The sequence below is a fragment of the Streptomyces sp. NPDC048461 genome, from assembly GCF_055587105.1.
The window spans coordinates 42258-63971 of sequence record NZ_JBVJGW010000005.1 but is presented as its reverse complement, the minus strand read 5'-3'; the positions used below and the strand labels follow the sequence as shown (position 1 = coordinate 63971).

Genomic DNA, 21714 nt, shown 5'->3' with positions numbered 1-21714 from the left:
AAACAGGCACGGACGGACTATCCCACAGGGGCAAATAGCCCGAATTCCTCCGCAGTCAGCCCATCGGCCGACGTCAGCCAGCGTGTCAGGTCCAGGAGGCGGCCCTGCGCGACCCGGCGCAGCTCGTCCGCGGAGATCGAGCGCTCCTCGTCCACCTCGTGCCCCATCCGCCGCCGGATCGCCGCCAGCAGCTGGTCGGACTGCTCCGCCGGCGGGTGCCCGTCCAGGCAGATCACGAAGGCGTGGCCGAACTTGCGTTCGTACTCGGCGTGGGCCGCGTCGAGGGCCAGCAGTGCGGCGTACGAGGCGCCGTGCTCCAGTTCCGCCGAGCTCTCGCCCGCCAGCGCCTCCGTCAGGTCCGCCTGGGAGAGGTCGTACGAGGCCTCGTCGGCCGCGGCGAGCAGGACGCCGGCGTCGGGGTACGGGCGGTGCACGGTCAGCCGGTGGGCCCAGCGGCGGCTTCCGCAGCAGTGCAGCAGGGCGGCGTGGGCCGCCTCGGGGGAGAGGGCGTTGAACCGCGTCAGCCCGGAGCCGTGTACGGGGTCGGAGCTTCCGCGGACCTGTGCCGGAAGATGGCTGGACAGCGGGGGGCTCCTCGGGGCGTGGCGCGGGTGTACCGCCACGCTAGCGACGTGGGGTCGGGTGTGTCGTACTCCCACGGGGAAATCACCCGGAAGAGAGCCGAAAGGATGACGTGGACGCCTGGTACGGAGTGTGGGACAGCCGTTCGGACGGCGCGCGGGCCGTCCGGGGGGACCGGCGCGGTCGGACCGGGAAGGGGAAGACGACCGAGGCCGCCACCCCCCACAGGAGAGGCCCCGGTCGCCGTCCGTCACGGACTCGTGCGACAAGCCCGTACCCCTGTCAGCGCCCCGAGTGCGTTTTGTGTCACACCTCGCTCCGCGCAGGGTTGGTTGCTGGTTGTACAACTCGTGGACGAAGGTGCTTGAAAGCCGTAACGTGCTGATTTGCGCCAGAGGTACAGGACAGTGAACGGGTTGGGGACTTTGCTGGGGGACGACGCGGAGCTGACCGCCGCGGTGCTCGCGGCACAGGACGGCGACGAGGACGCGTTCCGTGCTGTGTACCGCGCCGTGCACCCGCGCCTGCTCGGATACGTACGCACGCTCGTCGGGGACGGCGACGCGGAGGACGTCACGTCCGAGGCCTGGCTGCAGATCGCCCGCGACCTCGACTCCTTCACCGGCGACGCCGACCGCTTCCGCGGCTGGGCCGCCCGGATCGCCCGCAACCGGGCCCTGGACCACATCCGCATGCGCGGCCGCCGCCCCGCCATCGGCGGCGACGACACCGAGCTCACCGGCTGGGCCGCCGAGTGCGACACCGCGGGCGCCGCCATGGAGTCCCTCGCCACCGGGTCGACCATGGCCCTGATAGCCCAGCTGCCCCAGGACCAGGCGGAGGCCGTCGTCCTGCGCGTCGTCGTCGGACTCGACGCCAAGACCGCCGCCGAGACCCTCGGCAAGCGGCCCGGCGCGGTCCGCACCGCCGCGCACCGGGGCCTGAAGAAGCTGGCGGAGCTGCTGGGCGCGCAGGGCGTGACGGGCGAGTTCGCGCCGGGCCGGGAAACGGAATCGGAACCGGACTCGGACGAGCGGGCCCCGGTCGGCCATAATGCCGGTGGCCAGGCGCGGGACGGCGGGGGCGGGAGGGATCTCGACGCCGTACCCGCACAACGCGGCCGTGGCGGGGGCCTCGTAGAACAAACCGGTGTGACGCATTCACGTTGGCGGACGCAGAAGGACATGTGATGGCCGACGAGCGCAACAGGTGGCTGGACAGAGCCGCGGCGGACAGACTGCTGCGCGGAGAACCGGCGGAACCTGTGGGACCGTCCGCCGATCCGCACGCACGGGGAGAGGCAGCGCGCCTGCGCGCGGCCCTCGACGCCCTGGCGGAGCGGCCGCCCGTCCGCGGGGAGCTGCCCGGCGAGGCCGCGGCGGTCGCCGCCTTCCGTACCGCGCGGGCGGCGCGCGGCGCTCACGGCCCCGCACCGGCCCGGCTGCCGGCCGCCGCCTCCCGGGACGCCCTGCTCGACCTCGGCCGCCTCGCGCCCGTCGCGGCGCCCCGCGCCCGGCGCCACGTCCGGTTCGGCCTCGCGGCCGCGCTGGCGAGCGTCGCCGTGGGCGGGCTGGCCGCCGCGGCGGGAGCCGGGCTGCTGGACCAGGACCGCTTCGACAGCGCGGGCCCCGTACCGGCGCTGTCGGTCAGCGCCGACTCCGACACGGCCCCGGACGCCGACGGCGACCTGCCCACCCTCGCCCCGCAGCTGCCGCCCACCCCGCTCCGCGGCGGCCCGACCGTCCAGCCCGACCCGGGCGGCGCCACGGCGACGCCGGAACCGGACGGGTCCGCGGAGCCGGACGCCGCGGCCACCACCGGAACCGGAACCTCCACCGGAGGGCTCGCCGCCGGCGGCACCGGCAGGGATCACCGGGGCAGCGCCGAGGGCGGCGCCGCCGCGGGCAAGGACGACGCGGGCGACACCGAGGGCAACGGGAACACGTTCGCCAACGGCGGCAGCAAGGAACGCGACCACGACCGGGCGAAGCGCAGGGCGGCGACCCTCTGCGAGGACTACCGGGCGGGGCACCTCGACAAGGACCGCCGCGAGAAGCTGTCGAACCTGGCCCGGGGGCTCTCCCGCATCCCGCGCTACTGCGAGGCGCTGCTGGACGGGGTCACCGACGCCGGCGGCCTGCCCGGCGACGCTCCCGGGGCGCCCGGCCGCGCGGGCGGGACGAGCGCGTCCGGCGGTGCGGGCGGCACGGGGGACGACGGCGTCTTCCGGGCCCCGACCCTGTCCCCGGCGCTGCCGGGCGGTGCGGGCCTGCGCGACCGCCGCTGATCGGTGTGCTGACCTGCCTGTAACACTTTTCGAACCGGTGACGCAGTACGTAGCGAGCCGACTGGTCATCGGCCGCGCATGAGCCGGGGTTCCCCCCGTACCCCTGGGCTCTGCGCAACCGGCGCGGGCGGGGCACGTTCCCCCGGCCCTGCCCGCGCCCTTTACTTCCCGACCGTCACCGCGGCCGGCGGACCTCCACCGGCCGCCGCGGGCGTCACCAGTAGACGACGACCTTGTCGCCGACCTGAACCTGGTCGAACAGCGCGGACAGCTTGCCCTTGTCCCGGACGTTGACGCAGCCGTGCGAGGCGCCGGCGTAGCCGCGGGCCGCGAAGTCGGCCGAGTAGTGCACCGCCTGGCCGCCGCTGAAGAACATCGCGTACGGCATGGGCGTGTGGTAGATCGTCGACGTCCACTCCTTGGCCTTCCAGCCCACGTTGAACACGCCCTCGCGGGTCGGGGTGTTCTCCGAGCCGAAGCGCACGTCCATGGTGGAGACGACCTTGCCGTCGATCATCCAGGCGAGGGTGCGGCTCTCCTTGCTGATGCACATCACCCGGCCCTCCATGCAGCGCGCGTCCGGGGCGTCCGGCTCGTTGACCGTCGGCGGGCGCAGCTCGTCGGCGGTCGGCTTCTTGGTGGCGGCCTGGATCTTCTTCCAGGTGGGCTCGTCGACCGACCCGGTCGCGGTCAGGCCGTGCTTCGACTGGAAGGACTTGACCGCGGAGGTCGTCTTCGAGCCGTAGAAGCCGGTCGGCGCGACCGACATCAGCCCCAGCTGCTTCAGCCGGGCCTGGAGCTCGCGCACCTGCTCGCTGTCGTCGCCGTTGGCCATGACCTGCTTGACCGTCGGCGTCGGCGAGGCGGAGGCGGACGGCGAAGCGGACTTCGACGGGGACGGCGACGCCGACGCGGAGGGCTCGCCCGGCTTGTCGTCGGTGCTCGGGGAGGCATCGGGGGAGGCGCCCGCCGTGGGCGATGCGGAAACCGACGAAGGGGAGCCCGAGGCCCCCGACTTCTGCGGTCCGCAGGCGGTCGCGGCGAGCGCGACGGCGGTGACCACCCCAAGCGTGCGGATTATGACTCTCTGGCGTTGCATTGCTGTCCCCCGTTTTCTACGTCGTGTAAGTAGGTGATGCCTGGGGCGCGAGGACAGTTGCACTGAGTCCCGGGATGTTGCGCCTTTGTGACCGGGGGACGCCCGCGGCCGTTCGAAGGAGCTCACGGCGGGGGCACACCCTGCGGTGGCCGGGGAAGGTTCTATCAGTCCCGGACCCGCTTGTTCCACGCGGAGGTGTCCGACCGGCGCGCGGCGCGGCCGGAATTGCGGCCGAACCGGTCCGCGGGGCCCGCGGCCTGACGGGACGGGATCCGGCGGGTCGGCCGGGTGATCCGGGGGGTTTTCCGTAGGTCCAGGGCATTCACCCGGGTTTGTGAACAGCGGGCCCGGGCCGCGTCCCGGACCGGGCGGCGGGGCGTGCGGCGGTGCGCGGGCGGCCGGTTGACGGGCGGGGGCCGCCGGTTGACGGGCGCGGTCGCGCGGGGCTCCCGGGGCGCTGCGGACGGGGCCGGTTCCAGTGGGCGAAACGGGGTGGCGCGACAGGTGCAACCCTGTGGGACACTCCTGCGCATGCTGGGTGTGACAGATCTTCCGACCTACCTCGCCGGCCTGGTGCTGATCGTGCTGCTGCCGGGTCCGAACTCGCTCTACGTGCTGTCCGTGGCGGCGCGCGGCGGAGTGAAGGAGGGCTACAAGGCCGCCTCCGGGGTGTTCACGGGCGACGCCGTCCTGATGGTGCTGACCGCCGCCGGCGCGGGCGCGCTGCTCCAGGCGAGCCCGCTGCTCTTCGGCGTGGTGAAGTTCCTCGGCGCCGGTTACCTGGCGTGGCTGGCCGTGGGCATGATGCGGACCGCGCGGGCCATGTGGCGCGACCGCAGGGCCACGCAGGAGGAGTTGCTGACCGGCGCGGAGCCGGAGGGCGGCACCGGCCGGCCCTACCGGCGGGCGCTGCTGGTGAGCCTGGTCAACCCCAAGGCCATCCTGTTCCTGCTCTCCTTCTTCGTGCAGTTCGTCGACCCCGGCTACGCCTACCCGGCGCTGTCGTTCCTGCTGCTCGGCACGGTGTCGCAGCTGGTGAGCTGCCTCTACCTGTCGACGCTGATCTTCACGGGGACCCGGCTGTCGGCCGCCTTCCGCCGCCGCAAGCGGCTGTCGGCGTGGGCGACTTCGGCGGCGGGCGTGCTGTTCCTGGGCTTCGCGGCCAAGCTCGCCGTCAGCTGAGCGGGCGGCCCGGCCGGCCCGTGCGCCGCAGCCGCGCGAGCCGGCGCACGGCCCTGCGCACCCCCGGGCTGCGCGGCAGGAACGCGAGCGGGGCGGGAACACCGCCCGGCAGCCCCAGCACGGTCAGCCGGCGCCGGGTGACGTACCGCAGCGCGCCGGGACCGGACCGCCCGGCGAGGTGGGCCTCCGCCTCCGCCCGGCGGGCCGCCAGGATCCGCGGCTGCATCGTGAACCCGACCGCGGTGAGGAGCCCGGCCAGCTCGGCCCGGACCCGCTCGGGGCCGGGGGGCGTCCAGGAGCGGACCGCGTCCGGGTCGGCCAGGTCGGGGAGCAGGGCGTCGACCAGGGCCAGCGGGACGCGGTTGCTGTTCGCGTACGGGGTCAGGCGGTCCAGCACCGCGCCCGTTCCGGTACGGGCGACGGGGAGCCCGTACAGGGTGGCGGCGGTCAGCAGGCCCGTGGAGAAGCAGCCGACGACCAGCGCGGGGCGCAGCCGCTGGTAGAGCGTCTCGGCCAGCACCGGGGCGGCGGCCACGGTCAGCCGGACGCCGAGCCGGCCGGCCTCCCGCTCGGCTTCCCGGGCGTACGCGGCCGGGGCGCCGGGGTGCGGTTTGAAGACCAGCTCGCGGTGACCGAGGGCGTGCGCGCCGCGGACCATGTCCCCGTGCAGCCGCTCCTCCTCGGCGGGGGTCATCAGGTCGAGTGCGGAGAGGTACTGGCCGAGGAGGAGCGCCGGACGGCCGGCGGGGGCGGAGCCGGGGGCGAGGTCGTCGAGGCGTCCGAAGTCTTCAAGGCCTTCGAGGCCTTCGAGGCCCGCGGGGTCCGGGAGTTCGGCGAGCTCCGCCAGGACCTTCAGGAGGGGCTCCGCGGGCAGCGGCTCGGCCCGTACCCCGAACTCCGTCAGCAGCAGCGGCTCCAGGCCCGGCACCAGGTCGGGGTGGAGCACCCGCCGCACCCGCGTTCCGAGCTGGGGGTCGAGGCGGAAGCGGGTGGGCCCGTAGCTCATCAGTCCGTCGGCGTAGACGTCCACGGCCGCGCCCGGGAAGAGCCGGCACAGGGTCTGGGCGGGAGGCACCTGGAGCGACTCCACGACCAGCTCGACGCGGTCGTCGCCGAGACCCCACAGGGCGCGCAACTGCCGCTCCCACAGGGGGACGTCCTCCGGGCGCGGGGCCCAGGTGCTCGGGTGCTGCGGCGCGATGACGGCGTTCCAGTCGTGCACCTCGTCGAAGCGCCCGCGCAGCGCGGCGAAGCCCGGCATGTCCGCGAGGCCGGGGGTGACCTCCGCGGTCACGGCGTGGTTGCTGGTCAGCAGGACGCGACGGCCGGCGGGCGGGAAGACGCCCGCGTCGATGCCCGCCGCGAGGGTGGCGGCGCCGTAGAGGGTCGAGGCCAGGAAGATCTGGGTGGGCAGGGTGGGCGGGGTGGGCATCAGGCGGCCGCTCCCCGCGGGGTGCGGAAGCCGAGCGGGCGGTGGGCCCGGCGGACGCGGCGCAGCAGGGCGGAGCGGTCCGGGTCCATCGAGTCCAGGGCGCGGTCCAGCACCTCCCGGGGCATGCGGCCGAGCGCGGCCGCGCTCATCGAGCGGAGTTTCCTGGCCACGGCCGGTTCGTACCTTTCGATGGATCCGAAATGGTGGGCGATGATTGCGCAATACGTTCGGACGGCTTTCGGCATCAGCCGGTCCGATTCGCGGTCCGCCGCTGTTTCCGCGAGGACTTGATCGAATGCGCGGATGAAATCGAGCTGCCGTTCGTCTCCGATGTGCGTCAGCGAGGTGGAAATCCCGCGACGGTAGAAGATTCCGGGCATTCCGACGGCCGCGAACGACTCCGCCTCCCGGTGCAGCCGCCAGATCCACGGCCGGTCCTCCGCCGTCCGCAGCCCGTCGGTGAAGCGCAGCACCCCGCGGTCCAGCAGCCGCCGGTGGTACATGCCGGCCCAGGCGTACGGATAGTCCACCGACGTGGTCCGGTCCGCGGGCAGGATCGCGGAGCGCGGATCGGCGACGAGCGACTGCGGCCCGTACGGGACGCGCTGCACGCTCCGCGTCCGGCCGGTGCACTGCACGTGGTCGGTGCGGACGAAGTCGCAGCCCAGGGCCTCGATGGCGGCCAGCGTGCGGGCCAGGTGGCCGGGGGCCAGCCAGTCGTCCCCGTCCAGGAACGCGAGGTACTCGCCGCGGGCGGCGTCCAGTCCGGTGTTCCGTGCGGTGGCCAGACCGCCGTTGCGCCCGTGGTGCAGGAGGACCGCGCCGGGCAGCGTGCGGGCCGCCCGCTCCAGCAGTTCGCCCGTCCCGTCCGTCGAGCAGTCGTCGACGAGCAGGAATTCGAAATCGTCCCGGGCGTTGGCTTCGAGGCTCCTCAGGACATCCGGTGCGTACGTCCGCACGTTGTAGAACGGCACGACAACAGAGAGCTTGGGCACCCACCGGACGGTAGGGGACCGCCCGGCATTCACCGTGGCCCCCGTACGTATTCCGCGTGAACGGCGCGGGGCGGGCGCGTAAACCCGCGCGCTTTCGCACGCCGTCGACGGGTTGTTAACCCGCTGTTGTGCGGTCGTTGGGCCGGTCGGCGGCGCCGCGGAATAGTTTCTGCCGCGTGCCAGAAAGCAAGCTGCGCGTCGCCGTGCTCGCCGATTCCGATACGCGATGGAAATGGGGCGCCCTCACCGCCCGCCGTCTCGTGCCCGACCACCAGCTCACCGGATACCTGCTGCGCGGCCGCGCCACGCCCACCGACCGCCAGCTCGGCGAGGTGGGGGTCGGCGCCGACCGGCTGACCGAGGTGTCCTGCGCGGAGTTCCTCGACGGACTCGGGCGCGAGCGCTACGACGTGGTCGTCCTCGCGCTCGTCGGCGGCGCCGTACAGGCCGTCCTGCACGGGGCCCGCGCCCTGTGGCCCGCCCCGGCCGAGCGCCCCGTCCTGGTCACGGGCTACGTGGGGGTCGTCTACGAGAAGCTCGCCGACGGGCTGCTGCTGCGGCACGGGGCCGACCTCGTCCTCGCCAACTCCCGCCACGACGCCGAGCGGTTCCGCGCCGTGTACGAGGGGGTGGGCGCGGACTGCGCCGCGGTGACCGAGACGGCCCTGCCGTTCCTGGGCGGCGCGCGGTACGCCCCGCCGGCCGGGTCCGCCGGGTCCGCCGGGTCCGCGCACCGGGTGGTCTTCGCCGTGCAGCCCTCCGTCCCCGAGGGCCGCGCGGACCGGGCGTACCTGCTGGAGCGGGCCGCGCGGCACGCGCGGCTGCACCCCGGCCGGGAGGTGCTGATCAAGCTCCGCAGCCGGCCCGGGGAGCACACCACGCACCTGGAGGAGCACCCCTACCAGCGGCTCGCACAGCGGCTGCCGGGCGGACTCCCGCCCAACTGCCGCCTCGTGTACGGGAACATGGGCGAGGTACTGGACACCGCCGACCTGCTGGTCACCGTCTCGTCCACGGCCGCCCTGGAGTCCCTGCACCGCTCCGTGCCGACCGCGGTCCTCACCGACCTCGGCATCCGCGAAGCCCTCGGGAACCACCACTTCCTCGGCTCGGGGTGCCTGGCCTCCTGGGACCAGCTGGACGCCGGGCTGCTCCCGCAGGGCGACCCGGAGTGGCTGCGTGCCCAGGGGGTCCGCCCGGCGGCCGGGGACGATGCCGCGGGCGCGCCCCCCGGCGACGCCTACGCGGCCGCCCGGGAGCGGGTCGCCGCGCTGGCCGCCGAGGAGCTGCTCCCGCCTCCGGACCCGTACTACACGCTCACCACCGCCCCCGGTTACCTGCCCGGCATCCTGGCCCGCCACCGCCTGGCCCCCGACGGCACCCCGCTGCCCGGCGCCGTGCGCGCGGGCGCGGGGGAGTCCCGGCTGCGCCGCCGCCTGCGCGCCCACCTGCGCGCCGCCGCGCGCGGGGCGTACCGCCACGGGGTCCAGCGCGTGGCCCCGGTGATCCGCCGCCTGGGGGAGCTGTGACCGCGCCGCGGCCCGGGGCGCCCCGGGTGCTGGCCGTGGTGCCCGCCCGGGGCGGCTCGAAGGGGGTGCCCGGGAAGAACCTCGCCGAGGTGGCCGGGGTGCCGCTCGTCGCCCGCGCCGTACGGGCCTGCCTGGCCGCGCCGACCGTCACCGACGTGGTGGTCTCCACCGACTCCGCCGCGATCGCCGCGGCCGCCCGCGACGCCGGAGCCGAGCCGGTCACCCGCCCCCGGGCGATCTCCGGGGACACGGCGAGCAGCGAGGCCGCGGTCCTGCACGCGCTGGCCGCCTTCGAGGAGCTGCACGGCGCCACCGTGGACGTGGTCCTCCTGGTCCAGTGCACGAGCCCGTTCCTCACCGCCTCCGACGTCGAGTCCGTCGCCGCCGCCGTCGCCTCCGGGGAGGCCGACTCGGCCCTGACCGCGGCCCCGTTCCACGGCTTCCTCTGGCGGGAGCGGCCCGACGGGTCCGCGGCCGGGGTCAACCACGACGAGGCGTACCGCCCCAGGCGCCAGGACCGCCCGCGGGACCTGCTGGAGACCGGCGCCGCCTACGCCATGGACGCCGCGGGCTTCCGCGCCGCCGGCCACCGGTTCTTCGGCCGCGTCCTGCCCGTCGCCACCGACCCGGCGCGCGTGCTGGAGATCGACGACCCGCACGACCTGGCGCGGGCCCGCCTCCTCGCCCCCCTCCTCGACCCCCTGACCCCGCACCCCGCGCTCACGGCCCCCGCACCGCACCCCGCGGACCCCGTACGCACGGCGCACCCCGAGCACCCCGCAGCCCCCGCGAACACCCCGCACCCCGCAGCCCCCGCGAACACCCCGCACCCCGCAGCCCCCGCGAACACCCCGCACCCCGCAGACCCCGTACACCCAGCAGACCCAGCAGCCCCCGCACACCCCGTACCCACGCGAAGGACGTCGCCCGCCATGACCGCCACCCCCCACGCCGCCGCCCGCCTGCGCACCTTCGGATCGCGCACCGCCGGACCCGGCCGCCCCGTCTACGTCGTCGGAGAGATCGGCATCAACCACAACGGCGACCTCGGCACCGCCTTCGCCCTCATCGACGCGGCCGCCGAAGCCGGCTGCGACGCCGTGAAGTTCCAGAAGCGCACCCCGGAGATCTGCACCCCGCGCGACCAGTGGGACATCGAGCGCGACACCCCCTGGGGCCGCATGACGTACATCGACTACCGCCACCGCGTCGAGTTCGGCGAGGACGAGTACCGCGCCATCGACACCCACTGCGCCCAGCGCGGCATCGACTGGTTCGCCTCCCCGTGGGACACCGAGGCCGTCGCCTTCCTGGAGAAGTTCGACGTCCCCGCCCACAAGGTGGCCTCCGCCTCCCTCACCGACGACGAGCTGCTGCGCGCCCTGCGCGCCACCGGTCGCACCGTCGTCCTCTCCACGGGCATGTCCACCCCGAAGCAGATCCGGCACGCGGTGGAGGTCCTCGGCAGCGACAACATCCTGCTCTGCCACGCGACCTCGACGTACCCGGCCAAGGCCGAGGAGCTCAACCTGCGGGTGATCAACACCCTCCGGGAGGAGTACCCCAACGTGCCCATCGGCTACTCCGGCCACGAGACGGGCCTGCAGACCACCCTCGCCGCCGTCGCCCTCGGCGCCGCCTTCGTCGAGCGGCACATCACCCTCGACCGCGCGATGTGGGGCTCCGACCAGGCCGCCTCCGTCGAGCCGGGCGGCCTGACCCGCCTCGTCCGCGACATCCGCACCATCGAGACCGCCCTCGGCGACGGGGTCAAGCGGGTCTACGCCTCCGAGCTCGGCCCCATGAAGAAGCTCCGCCGGGTGCAGGGCACGCCGGTGGCCGTCTGACCGTCCCGACCGTCCGACCCCGGGTCCGGCGCGTCCGCGTGCCGCCCTAGACGAGGAGTACGTGGTGTCCGTGGTGTCCCCTTCCGCCTCCGCCCTGGCGTTCGTCGAGAGCCCGGTCCAACTCCTGAACGTCCTGGAGTGGGCGTACGCCCGACCCGACGCCGGTCCCGACCCCGCCGGTCCCGACCCCGCCCCCGGCCCCGCCGGTCCCGGCCCCGCCCCCGGCCCGGAGGTCGCCGCCCCGCTGCTCGGCGGCATCCCGCGCCAGGGCCGCGACGCCGCCGCCCCCGTACCGCCGCCCGCGCCCGCGTCCACGGCGCCCGTCGGCGGGCCGCTGCGGATCGTCGTCCTGCCGCCCACCGACCCGATGTCCCGCGGCCAGCTGCGCCGGATGGCGGCCCTGGCACGTGACGAGGGTCATGACGTCCGCTGGCAGGAGGCGCGCGGCGGCGGCCTCGCGCCGCTGAAGGCCCTCGCGGCGCTCGTCGGCGACGTCCGGGCCGCCCGCACCGTCGTCGTGGGCGACCCGTTCTCCCGGTACGTGCAGCTGCTGCTCACCTTGGTGCGCGCCGATCGGCTCGTCGTGGTCGACGACGGAACGGCCACGATGGAGTTCGTCGCCCAGACCGCCCGCGGCGAGCGCCTGGTGCGCTGGCACCGGGTCGGCGCCGGGGGACTGCCCGGACGGGTCCGCGAGCTGGCGTACGCGCCGGTCTCGGCGACCGCCCGGCGCCGGTTCACGCCCGCGGGGACCCGCGCCGTGGAGCTGTTCAGCTCGATGCCGGTCACCGTCCACGGCGGCACCACCCTGCGGGTCAACGACTTCGCCTGGACCCGCGCCCGCTTCGGCCCGCCCCGTCTGACCAGGGGAACCGACCTGGTCGGGACCTCGCTCGTGGAGACCGGCGTGGTGGACCCGGCCCGCTACCTCGACGCGGTGCGCGCGCTGACAGCGGAGCACGGGGCGACCCGCTACTTCGCGCACCGCCGCGAGTCCCCCGAGAAGCTGCGGGCGCTCAGCACGGCCACCGGGCTGGAGATCGTACGGCCGGACCTGCCGCTGGAGCTGATCGCCCGGCGCGGCCCGGTGGGGCACACCGTGGTCAGCTTCCCCTCCACGGTCGTCCACACCCTGCCGTACGCCCTGAGCGGTACCGGTGTCACCGTGGCCGTATGCGATGTCGACCCCGCCTGGCTCACCGGATCCGCGTCGCCGCGCGCCCGCGGCTTCCTCGCGGGGGTCACCGACAGCGCCCGTGATGTGCGCAGACTCCCTGCCCAGACGGCCGGGGCGGCCGGATGAGCGCGCGAGTGTACCCCCGGGCGCATCCGGCCATGCGTCCAGAGGCCGGGTTTCTTTCCCCTAACGGCATGAACTTTTTGTGATCTCCAGCCAGTTGGCCGGTCTGTGCGCCTACCCTTCAACGGGTGAACCAGTTGATGTCCCGCGAATCCCAGACCGCCCAGCCCGCCGCGTCCGACCGGCCCGAGCTGCCCGGCAAGCTTCCGGACCACCTGCGTGCCGAACTGATCGCCTTCCGCCGGGACCTGCACATGCATCCCGAGCTCGGGCACCAGGAATTCCGTACCACGGCAGCGATCAAGGCCCGGCTGGAACAGGCCGGCCTGCGACCACGGGTGCTGAAGTCGGGCACCGGTCTGATCTGTGACGTGGGCACCTGGGACGGCGTACGGCCCATGCTGGCGCTCCGCGCGGACATCGACGCCCTGCCCATTCCGGACGCCAAGACGCACGTCGCGTACCGCTCGACGGTCCCCGACCGGGCCCACGCCTGCGGTCACGACGTGCACACCACCGTCGTCCTCGGCGCGGGCCTGGTCCTCGCCGAGCTCGACCGCCAGGGCCTGCTGCCCCGCCCGGTGCGGCTGCTCTTCCAGCCGGCCGAGGAAGTGCTCCCCGGCGGGGCCACCGACGCCATCGAGGCCGGGGTCCTGGACGGGGTGGGCAAGATCATCGCCGTGCACTGCGACCCCCGGGTCGACTCGGGCCGCATCGGGCTGCGGTCCGGTCCCATCACCTCGGCCTGCGACCGGCTGGAGGTCAGCCTCTCCGGCCCCGGCGGGCACACCGCGCGGCCGCACCTGACCACCGACCTGGTGACGGCGGCCGCCCGGGTGGCGATCGACCTGCCCGCGGTGCTCTCCCGCCGGATGGACGCCCGCTCGGGCATGGCGGTCACCTGGGGCCGGATCGAGGCGGGCCACGCCTGCAACGTCATCCCGATGCACGCGGAGCTCTCCGGAACCGTGCGCTGCCTGGACCTGGGCGCCTGGCACGAGGCGCCCGACATGATCCACGCGGCGATCGACGAGATCGCCACGATGCACGGGGCCAAGTTCGAGATCAACCAGGTGCGCGGGGTCCCGCCGGTGGTCAACGACCCGGCGGTCACCGAGCTGCTCCGCGAGGCGATGGGCGCGCGCCGCGGCGCCGATTCGGTCGAGGACACCGAGCAGAGCCTGGGCGGGGAGGACTTCTCCTGGTACCTGGAGCACGTCCCGGGCGCCATGGCCCGGCTCGGCGTCCGCACCCCCGGCGACACCGCCAAGAGGGACCTGCACCGGGGCGACTTCGACGTCGACGAGTCCGCGATCGGGGTCGGGGTGGAGTTCTTCACGGCAGCCGTCCTGCTGGACGGCCTGCGGTCCGGTTCCCCGCAGTAGGGCCCGGGCAAACTTCCGTACAACATTCACCGTTGTTCCCGCGGACCTGTCCAACCCTTGGTACACAAGGGTTGGACAGGTTTGCAGTCACCAAACGGTCACTGTCCGGTTCGCGACGATCCGATAACGACTCATGAACGGGCCTTTAACTGACATCTACGCGCGTTACGATCGCCGCGAAACCAGCGCCGGTCGTGGCGCTTCGGTCAGGTTTTGAAGGAGCCTCCCCTTGCGCCGGATCACCAGGATCGCCACCGTGGGCCTCGCGTCCGCTGCGCTCGCCCTCTCGGCCACCGCCTGTGGCGGAAAGAACTCGTCGGACCCCTCGTCCTCGTCCTCCGCCTCGGGCGACGCGAAGGCGGCCAGCGCCGCCATCGCGTACGACATCGGTGGCCGCGGCGACCAGTCGTTCAACGACGCCGCCTACGCGGGCCTCCAGAAGGCCGAGACGGACCTCAAGATCAAGGGTGCCGAGGCCGAGCCCACCGACGGTGAGGGCGAGGCCGACAAGGTCCAGCGCCTCACCGAGCTCGCCCGCAAGGGCAACAACCCGGTCATCGGCGTCGGTTTCGCGTACGCCCCGGCCATCAAGAAGGTCGCTCCGAAGTTCCCGGAGACCACGTTCGGCATCATCGACGACACCTCGGTGACCGGCCCGAACATCGCCAACCTCGTCTTCAACGAGGAGCAGGGCTCCTACCTGGCCGGCGTCGCCGCCGCCAAGGTCTCCAAGACGGGCACCGTCGGCTTCATCGGTGGCGTCGAGGTGCCGCTGATCAAGAAGTTCGAGGCCGGCTTCACTCAGGGCGTCAAGGACACCAACCCGAACGCCAAGGTGCTCTCCGCCTACCTGACGCAGCCGCCGAACTTCGACGGTTTCGCCAAGCCCGACCTCGGCAAGGCGGCCGCGCAGGGCCAGCTGAGCGCGGGCGGCGCCGACGTGGTGTACGCCGCGGCGGGCCTGGCCGGCTCCGGTGCCATCGAGGCGGCCCACGCGGCCGGCAAGTGGGCGATCGGCGTCGACTCCGACCAGTACAACCAGGCGGGTCTGTCCAAGTACAAGGACAAGATCCTGACCTCGGTCACCAAGGACGTCTCGGACTCCGTCTACAACCTGATCAAGTCGGTCAAGGACGGCAAGCCGGAGAACGGTGAGATCCGCTACGGCCTGGACAAGGACGGCGTCGGCCTCTCCGACTCCAACCCCGAGTACAAGAAGATGGCCGACGTCATCGCCGCGGTCGAGAAGGCCAAGGCCGACATCATCGCCAAGAAGATCACTGTCAAGACCGCGCCGTAAGGCCGAGTCCGACATGTAGTCGTGGTCACCGGGGTCCGGGGAGCGGTCAGTGCCGCTCCCGGACCCCGAGCCGCGTCTTGTGAACCGTCACTCCGTGATTGGTTGTGGCCACTTGGCCGCAAGTTTTCACTTTCGACAGTGCTACGCGCGTAGAGGCATCGTGGACGCGGTACCGTCCTGCTCCCGCCCACCCGCCCGGCCGAGTCCCGCCCTGTCTCCCCCTGCCTCCGCTCCTTCCGCGCCAAGGAGAGTGCGTCATCAACGCGTCCAGCCCGCCCCCCGCCGTGGAACTGCACGGCATCACCAAGCGCTTCCCCGGCGTCGTAGCCAACAAGGACATCGCGATCACCGTCCGCAAGGGCACGGTCCATGCCCTCGTCGGTGAGAACGGCGCCGGCAAGTCGACTCTGATGAAGATCCTCTACGGCATGCAGAAGCCGGACGAGGGCACCATCGCCATCGACGGGGAGCAGGTCTCGTTCACCAGCCCCGGCGACGCCATCGCCCGCGGCATCGGCATGGTGCACCAGCACTTCATGCTGGCCGACAACCTCACCGTCCTGGAGAACGTGGTTCTCGGCGGCGAGAAGCTGTACGGCATCGGCGCCAAGGCCCGCAAGAAGATCAGGGAGATCTCGGACGCGTACGGCCTCGGCGTGCGCCCCGACGCCCTGGTCGAGGACCTCGGCGTCGCCGACCGCCAGCGCGTGGAGATCCTCAAGGTCCTCTACCGCGGCGCCAAGATCCTCATCCTCGACGAGCCGACCGCAGTGCTCGTGCCGCAGGAGGTGGACGCCCTCTTCGACAACCTGCGCGAGCTCAAGTCCGAGGGCCTGACCGTCATCTTCATCTCGCACAAGCTGGGCGAGGTCCTGAAGGTCGCCGACGACATCACCGTCATCCGCCGCGGCACCACGGTCGGCACCGCCGACCCGCGCAACACCACGCCCAAGCAGCTCGCCGAGCTGATGGTCGGCGCGGAGCTGCCCTCGCCGGAGACCCGCGAGTCCACCGTGACGGACGTACCGATGCTGCAGGTGGCGGGACTGACCGTCGCCGAAGGCGGCCTCGGCCCCGTCGCCACCGAGGACACCGCGCGGACCCCGGAGTCCTCCGACACCTTCGTGCACGAGCCGGCGGCGGGCGGCCGTCTGCTGCTGGACGACGTCAACTTCACGATCCACAAGGGCGAGATCCTCGGCATCGCGGGCGTCGAGGGCAACGGCCAGACCGAACTGATCGAAGCCCTGATGGGCATGAGCTCCGCCGACGCGGGCGTGATCACGCTCGACGGCAAGGACATCACCAAGGCGCCGGTGCGCAAGCGCCGCGAAGGCGGCATCGGGTACATCCCCGAGGACCGCCACCGCCACGGCCTGCTGCTGGAATCCCCGCTGTGGGAGAACCGCATCCTGGGCCACGTCACCGAGGCGCCCAACTCCAAGCGCGGCATCCTCGACCTGAAGGCGGCCCGCAAGGACACCGAGCGGATCGTGCGCGAGTACGACGTCCGCACGCCCGGCATCGAGGTCACCGCGGCCTCGCTCTCCGGCGGCAACCAGCAGAAGCTGATCGTCGGCCGCGAGATGAGCCACAACCCGAAGTTCCTCATCGCCGCCCACCCCACCCGTGGTGTGGACGTCGGCGCGCAGGCGCAGATCTGGGACGCGATCCGCGAGGCCCGCCGCGAGGGCCTGGCCGTGCTCCTGATCTCCGCCGACCTGGACGAGCTGATCGGCCTGTCCGACACCCTGCGCGTGATCTACCGCGGCCGCCTGGTCGCGGACGCCGACCCCGCGACCGTCACCCCGGAAGAGCTCGGCACCGCCATGACGGGCGCCGCCTCCGGGCACCTGGAAGCCACCGACAACCACTCCGCCGGTACCGACGCCCGTGCCGATTCCCCGGAGGACGAGGCCCGATGAAGAAATTCGACAAGGACCGGCTGCTCCTCGCCTTCGCCGGGCCCGCGCTGGCTCTGGTCACCGCCTTCGTGCTGACCATGATCGTGCTGGCGGCGACGGGCGTGGACCCGATCGACCCGCTGCGGATCATGGTCGAGAACGCGGGCTACGAGGACGTCCAGGTCCTCATCGTGAACCAGGCCGGTACGTACTACCTGGCGGCCCTGGCCGTGGCCATCGGCTTCCGCATGAACCTCTTCAACATCGGCGTCGACGGCCAGTACCGCCTCTCGGCGATGGTGTCCGCGGTGGTCGGCACGGCCGTCACCCTGCCGGGCCCGCTGCACATCCTGCTGATCGTGCTCGTCGCGATGATGGTGGGCGCCTTCTGGTCCGGCATCGCCGGCGTCCTGAAGGCCAAGCGGGGCGTCAGTGAGGTCGTCTCCACGATCATGCTGAACGCGATCGCGACCAGCCTGATCGCCTACCTGATCCTCCCGAAGAACCTCGGCGTCCAGCCGGAGGGCTCCAACGACCTGACCACCGGCGACATCGCCCAGTCGGGCTGGTTCCCGGCGGTCGGTCTCGGTGACGGCCTGGAGATCTACGGCTTCACCTTCGTGGCCTTCGCCCTCGGCATCGTCTACTGGTTCGTCCTGAACCGGACCCGCTTCGGCTTCGACCTGCGCGCCACCGGCGCCAGCGAGTCCGCGGCCCAGGCCTCCGGTGTGGACGCCAAGAAGATGATCATCACCTCGATGCTCATCTCCGGCGCCGTCGCCGGCCTCGCGGGCATGCCCGTGCTGCTCGGCGAGAGCCACACGTACAGCCTGTCCTTCCCGGTCGGCATCGGCTTCACGGGCATCACCATCGCCCTGCTCGGCCGCAACAGCCCGGTCGGCATCTTCTTCGCGGCGTTCCTCATGGCCTTCATCGACAAGGCCTCGGCCTCGCTCGACACTGCCGGGTACGCCAAGGAGATCGGCACGATCATGAAGGGTCTGATCGTGATCGCGGTCGTCGTCTCCTATGAGCTCGTAGGCCGCTACGGCATCCGCCGCCAGCAGCAGAAGGTCGGCGAGGAACTCGCCGCCGGCGGCGCCATCAAGACCGACAAGGAGGTCGCGGCGTGAGCACCAGCACCGTCTCCGCGGCGAGCGCGGCCCCGAAGAAGTCGGACGGCCGCCGAAAGCTCACCCTGCCCTGGATCCTGCTGATCATCGCGGGCGGCCTCGCGCTGGTCTCGCTGGTCCGTCTGATCAGCGGGGCCAACGACCTGACCTCCGTCGGCCAGGTCTCCGGCGCGCTCCAGCTCGCCGTACCGATCGGCCTCGCCGGCCTCGGCGGCCTCTGGGCCGAGCGCGCGGGCGTCGTCAACATCGGTCTCGAAGGCATGCTGATCCTCGGCACCTGGTTCGGTGCCTGGGCCGGCTACCAGTGGGGTCCGTGGACCGGCGTCCTCGTCGGCATCCTCGGCGGCGCCCTCGGCGGCCTGCTGCACGCGATCATCACGGTCACGTTCAACGTGAACCACATCGTCTCCGGTGTGGCCATCAACATCCTGGCGCTGGGCTTCACCCAGTACCTGTCGAACTTCACGTTCGCCGAGGCGCCGGGCGGCTCCTCCAAGCAGTCCCCGCGCATCGAGGACATCCCACGGATCAATCTCGGCGGGTTGTCGGACGCGCTGTCGGACCTCCAGGGCAAGCACTGGTTCTTCGTCTCGGACCTCGCGGGCGTCATCGGCGGAGTGGTCACCAACCTCTCGCCGCTGACCCTCATCGCCCTGCTCCTGATCCCCGGCACCTGGTGGGTGCTGTGGCGGACCGCCTTCGGCCTGCGCCTGCGCTCCTGCGGCGAGAACCCGATCGCGGCCGAGTCCCTCGGCGTCAACGTCTACAAGTACAAGTACATCGCCGTGATCGTCTCGGGCGGGCTGGCCGGCTTCGGCGGCGCCTTCCTCGCCATCACCACCGGCATCTACCAGGAGGGCCAGACCGGCGGCCGCGGCTACATCGGTCTCGCCGCGATGATCTTCGGCAACTGGATGCCCGGCGGCACGGCGCTCGGCGCGGGCCTGTTCGGCTTCATCGACAGCCTCAAGCTGCGCGGCGGCGCCGAGAACGTCCACGCCATGCTGCTGCTGATCGCGATCCTGCTGGTCCTGGTCACCGCCTGGCAGCTGTACAAGAAGAAGTACGTCCAGGCCGGCGTCGCGGCGCTCTTCGCCGTCCTGCTGTTCGTCTGGTACGCCCTGACCGACTCGGTGCCGAGCCAGTTCGTGGACGCGGCCCCGTACGTCACCACCCTGCTGGTCCTCGCGCTCTCCGCGCAGCGGCTGCGGATGCCGAAGGCGGACGGCATGCCGTACCGCAAGGGCCAGGGCAAGTGACGAGCCCGGCAACGGCCGCGGCCGTCGACTGGGAGGCCCTGCGCGTCGCGGCCCGGGACGCCATGTCCCACGCGTACGCGCCCTACTCGGGCTTCCCGGTCGGGGTCGCCGCCCGCGTCGACGACGGCCGGGTCGTGACCGGCTGCAACGTCGAGAACGCGAGCTACGGACTCGGCCTGTGCGCCGAGTGCGGACTGGTGTCCTCGCTCCAGGCCACCGGCGGCGGCAGGCTGACGCACTTCACGTGCGTGGACGGCAAGGGCGAGATCCTCGTCCCCTGCGGCCGCTGCCGGCAGCTGCTGTTCGAGTTCGGCGGTCCGGAACTGCTGGTGGAGACCCCCGACGGGATCCTGCCGCTGTCCGCGATGCTGCCCCAGGCCTTCGGGCCCGACCACCTGAGATAGCCGTACCGACGGCCCTCCGCCCCCTCCCGGGCGGAGGGCCGTCGTCTTCCTCCCTCCCCCTCCGTACACCCCCCTCTCTATGCGCGTAGAAGGAAGTCACCTCATGGACGTCATCTCCGTCATCCGGACCAAGCGGGACCGCGGCGAGCTGAGCCCCGAGCAGATCGACTGGGTCATCGACGCGTACACGCGCGGTGTCGTCGCCGACGAGCAGATGTCGGCGCTGGCGATGGCCATCCTGCTGAACGGCATGAACCGCACCGAGATCGCCCGCTGGACCGCCGCGATGATCGCCTCGGGCGAGCGCATGAACTTCGACTCCCTCTCGCGGCCGACCGCCGACAAGCACTCCACCGGCGGCGTCGGCGACAAGATCACGCTCCCGCTGGCCCCGCTCGTCGCCGCCTGCGGCGCGGCCGTGCCGCAGCTGTCCGGCCGCGGCCTCGGCCACACCGGCGGCACGCTCGACAAGCTGGAGTCCATCCCGGGCTGGCGCGCGCTGCTCTCCAACGAGGAGATGCTGCACGTCCTGGACACCACCGGCGCCGTCATCTGCGCGGCGGGCGACGGCCTGGCCCCCGCCGACAAGAAGCTCTACGCCCTGCGCGACGTCACCGGCACCGTCGAGGCCATCCCGCTGATCGCCTCCTCGATCATGTCGAAGAAGATCGCCGAGGGCACGGGCTCGCTCGTCCTCGACGTGAAGGTCGGCTCCGGCGCCTTCATGAAGAACATCGAGGACGCGCGCGAGCTCGCCTCGACCATGGTCGCCCTCGGCACCGACAGCGGCGTCAAGACGATCGCCCTGCTCACCGACATGTCCACGCCGCTCGGCCTCACCGCCGGCAACGCGCTGGAGATCCGCGAGTCCGTCGAGGTCCTGGCCGGCGGCGGCCCCTCCGACGTCGTGGAGCTGACCCTGGCCCTGGCCCGCGAGATGCTCGACGCGGCGGGCATCAAGAACGCCGACCCGGAGAAGGCGCTGGCCGACGGCTCCGCGATGGACGTGTGGCGCCGGATGATCGCGGCCCAGGGCGGCGACCCGGACGCGGCCCTCCCGGTCGCCCGCGAGCAGCACGTCGTCACCGCCCCCTCCTCGGGCGTCCTGACCCGCCTCGACGCGTACGGCGTCGGCGTCGGCGCCTGGCGCCTGGGCGCCGGCCGCGCGCGCAAGGAGGACCCGGTGCAGGCGGGCGCGGGCATCGAGCTGCACGCCAAGCCGGGCGACACGGTCACGGCCGGCCAGCCGCTGATGACGCTGCACACGGACACCCCGGAGAAGTTCGAGTACGCCCTCTCCGCGCTGGACGGCTCCTACGACGTGGCCCCGGCGGGCACGTCCTTCTCCGCCACGCCGATCGTGCTGGACCGCATCGCCTGACCTGCGGCTTCCCTTTCGGGCGAACGGGACCGGTGGACGCCCACCGGTCCCGTTCGGCATGCTGGGATCGGTGACGAACCGAATGAGGAGCACACCGTGAGCGCACTCACCGTCCAGCACGAGCCGGTCAACGGCGACAGCTGGGAGGGCATCGTCCGTCTCTGGGAAGGGACGAACGCGCCCGAGGGCTGCAAGGTGGAGATCATCGAGGGGATCGTCACCGTGGCGCCACCGCCCGTCAACCACCACAACTACATCGCTGAACTGGTCCAGGAAGCCCTGTACACGGCGAAGCCCGCCGACTGCGGGATCCATCAAACGCTCAACGTCGCGGTCCAGTCCCGGATCGGCCTCTACATCCCTGACCTCGCGGTCGTACCGCGCGATGTGGTGCAGTGCAAGGGCAACTCCGTTCCTGCGGATGCCGCCGAGCTCGTCGTCGAGATCACTTCGAGGTGGAACGCCTCCAACGACCGGATCGCCAAACTCGCCGGTTACGCGGCCGCGGGCGTCCCGCTGTACCTGCTCATCGACCCGCACACGTCCGGCAGTCCTACGGTCTACCTGTACGGCGAACCGCAGAACGGCACCTACCGTCTGCTGTCGGCGGGCAAGTTCGGCGACCCGGTGCGGCTTCCCGAGCCCTTCGACCTCACGCTGGACACCGCCCTCTTCCCCTGTCCCTGAAGGGAGGC

General features: G+C 72.6%; 18 protein-coding genes and 1 pseudogene. 15 read left to right on the top strand and 4 right to left on the bottom strand.

Annotation, left to right across the window (positions count from 1 at the left end):
• Positions 1-17 precede the first annotated feature (17 nt).
• On the bottom strand, positions 18-623 hold the full coding sequence (locus ACZ6S8_RS10775) for a 2-oxo-4-hydroxy-4-carboxy-5-ureidoimidazoline decarboxylase (RefSeq protein ID WP_469454425.1): 606 nt from the start codon (positions 621-623) through the stop codon (positions 18-20).
• A gap of 384 nt (positions 624-1007) precedes the next feature.
• Here ACZ6S8_RS10775 and ACZ6S8_RS10770 point away from each other — a divergent pair, with 384 nt between their 5' ends.
• Positions 1008-1772, top strand: coding sequence for an RNA polymerase sigma factor (locus tag ACZ6S8_RS10770; protein ID WP_469454906.1), 765 nt, complete (start codon positions 1008-1010; stop codon positions 1770-1772).
• Entirely contained in the window at positions 1772-2869 is a 1098-nt protein-coding gene (locus ACZ6S8_RS10765) for a hypothetical protein (RefSeq protein ID WP_469454423.1), read from the top strand. The genes ACZ6S8_RS10770 and ACZ6S8_RS10765 overlap by 1 nt, the downstream gene beginning before the upstream one ends.
• 214 nt (positions 2870-3083) lie before the next feature.
• Here ACZ6S8_RS10765 and ACZ6S8_RS10760 read toward each other — a convergent pair whose 3' ends face one another.
• Positions 3084-3968: a L,D-transpeptidase family protein gene (locus ACZ6S8_RS10760; RefSeq protein WP_469454421.1), complete on the bottom strand. Its 885-nt coding sequence runs from the start codon at positions 3966-3968 to the stop codon at positions 3084-3086.
• A gap of 531 nt (positions 3969-4499) precedes the next feature.
• Here ACZ6S8_RS10760 and leuE point away from each other — a divergent pair.
• A complete protein-coding gene (gene leuE, locus ACZ6S8_RS10755; RefSeq protein WP_469454419.1) occupies positions 4500-5150 on the top strand; it encodes a leucine efflux protein LeuE in 651 nt (216 codons plus the stop codon).
• On the opposite strand, the gene ACZ6S8_RS10750 is transcribed toward leuE, so the two are convergent.
• Both ACZ6S8_RS10750 and ACZ6S8_RS10745 read right to left on the bottom strand, forming a co-directional pair.
• A complete protein-coding gene (locus tag ACZ6S8_RS10750) occupies positions 5143-6582 on the bottom strand; it encodes a polysialyltransferase family glycosyltransferase (RefSeq protein ID WP_469454418.1) in 1440 nt (479 codons plus the stop codon). The genes leuE and ACZ6S8_RS10750 overlap by 8 nt on opposite strands.
• On the bottom strand, positions 6582-7577 hold the full coding sequence (locus tag ACZ6S8_RS10745; protein WP_469454416.1) for a glycosyltransferase family 2 protein: 996 nt from the start codon (positions 7575-7577) through the stop codon (positions 6582-6584). Before ACZ6S8_RS10745 ends, ACZ6S8_RS10750 begins: the two co-directional genes overlap by 1 nt.
• 176 nt (positions 7578-7753) lie before the next feature.
• Between ACZ6S8_RS10745 and ACZ6S8_RS10740 the strand changes: the two genes are divergently transcribed.
• From ACZ6S8_RS10740 to ACZ6S8_RS10685, 12 genes and pseudogenes are all read left to right on the top strand, one after another.
• Entirely contained in the window at positions 7754-9106 is a 1353-nt protein-coding gene (locus tag ACZ6S8_RS10740; RefSeq protein WP_469454414.1) for a DUF6716 putative glycosyltransferase, read from the top strand.
• A pseudogene (locus tag ACZ6S8_RS10735) lies at positions 9103-9504 on the top strand (acylneuraminate cytidylyltransferase family protein); the annotation flags it as partial. The gene ACZ6S8_RS10740 and the pseudogene ACZ6S8_RS10735, both read left to right, overlap by 4 nt.
• A 534-nt stretch (positions 9505-10038) precedes the next feature.
• Positions 10039-10953: an N-acetylneuraminate synthase family protein gene (locus ACZ6S8_RS10730; protein WP_469454905.1), complete on the top strand. Its 915-nt coding sequence runs from the start codon at positions 10039-10041 to the stop codon at positions 10951-10953.
• 73 nt (positions 10954-11026) lie between these two features.
• The gene (locus ACZ6S8_RS10725; protein ID WP_469454903.1) at positions 11027-12256 is read left to right on the top strand and encodes a hypothetical protein; all 1230 of its coding nucleotides are present in this window, start codon (positions 11027-11029) and stop codon (positions 12254-12256) included.
• Between the two features lie 137 nt (positions 12257-12393).
• The gene (locus tag ACZ6S8_RS10720; protein ID WP_469454901.1) at positions 12394-13638 is read left to right on the top strand and encodes an amidohydrolase; all 1245 of its coding nucleotides are present in this window, start codon (positions 12394-12396) and stop codon (positions 13636-13638) included.
• A 229-nt stretch (positions 13639-13867) separates the two neighbouring features.
• Positions 13868-14938 (top strand): BMP family lipoprotein, encoded by a 1071-nt coding sequence (locus tag ACZ6S8_RS10715; protein ID WP_469454412.1) that lies wholly within the window; start codon positions 13868-13870, stop codon positions 14936-14938.
• Between the two features lie 284 nt (positions 14939-15222).
• The gene (locus ACZ6S8_RS10710) at positions 15223-16863 is read left to right on the top strand and encodes an ABC transporter ATP-binding protein (RefSeq protein ID WP_469454411.1); all 1641 of its coding nucleotides are present in this window, start codon (positions 15223-15225) and stop codon (positions 16861-16863) included.
• Entirely contained in the window at positions 16860-17975 is a 1116-nt protein-coding gene (locus ACZ6S8_RS10705) for an ABC transporter permease (RefSeq protein WP_469454410.1), read from the top strand. Before ACZ6S8_RS10710 ends, ACZ6S8_RS10705 begins: the two co-directional genes overlap by 4 nt.
• Positions 17972-19234 (top strand): ABC transporter permease, encoded by a 1263-nt coding sequence (locus ACZ6S8_RS10700; protein ID WP_469454408.1) that lies wholly within the window; start codon positions 17972-17974, stop codon positions 19232-19234. Before ACZ6S8_RS10705 ends, ACZ6S8_RS10700 begins: the two co-directional genes overlap by 4 nt.
• Positions 19231-19638: a cytidine deaminase gene (locus ACZ6S8_RS10695; protein WP_383924342.1), complete on the top strand. Its 408-nt coding sequence runs from the start codon at positions 19231-19233 to the stop codon at positions 19636-19638. Before ACZ6S8_RS10700 ends, ACZ6S8_RS10695 begins: the two co-directional genes overlap by 4 nt.
• Positions 19639-19741: 103 nt before the next feature.
• Positions 19742-21019 (top strand): thymidine phosphorylase, encoded by a 1278-nt coding sequence (locus tag ACZ6S8_RS10690; protein ID WP_469454407.1) that lies wholly within the window; start codon positions 19742-19744, stop codon positions 21017-21019.
• Between the two features lie 96 nt (positions 21020-21115).
• Entirely contained in the window at positions 21116-21706 is a 591-nt protein-coding gene (locus ACZ6S8_RS10685; protein WP_469454406.1) for a Uma2 family endonuclease, read from the top strand.
• The last annotated feature ends 8 nt before the right edge of the window (positions 21707-21714 follow it).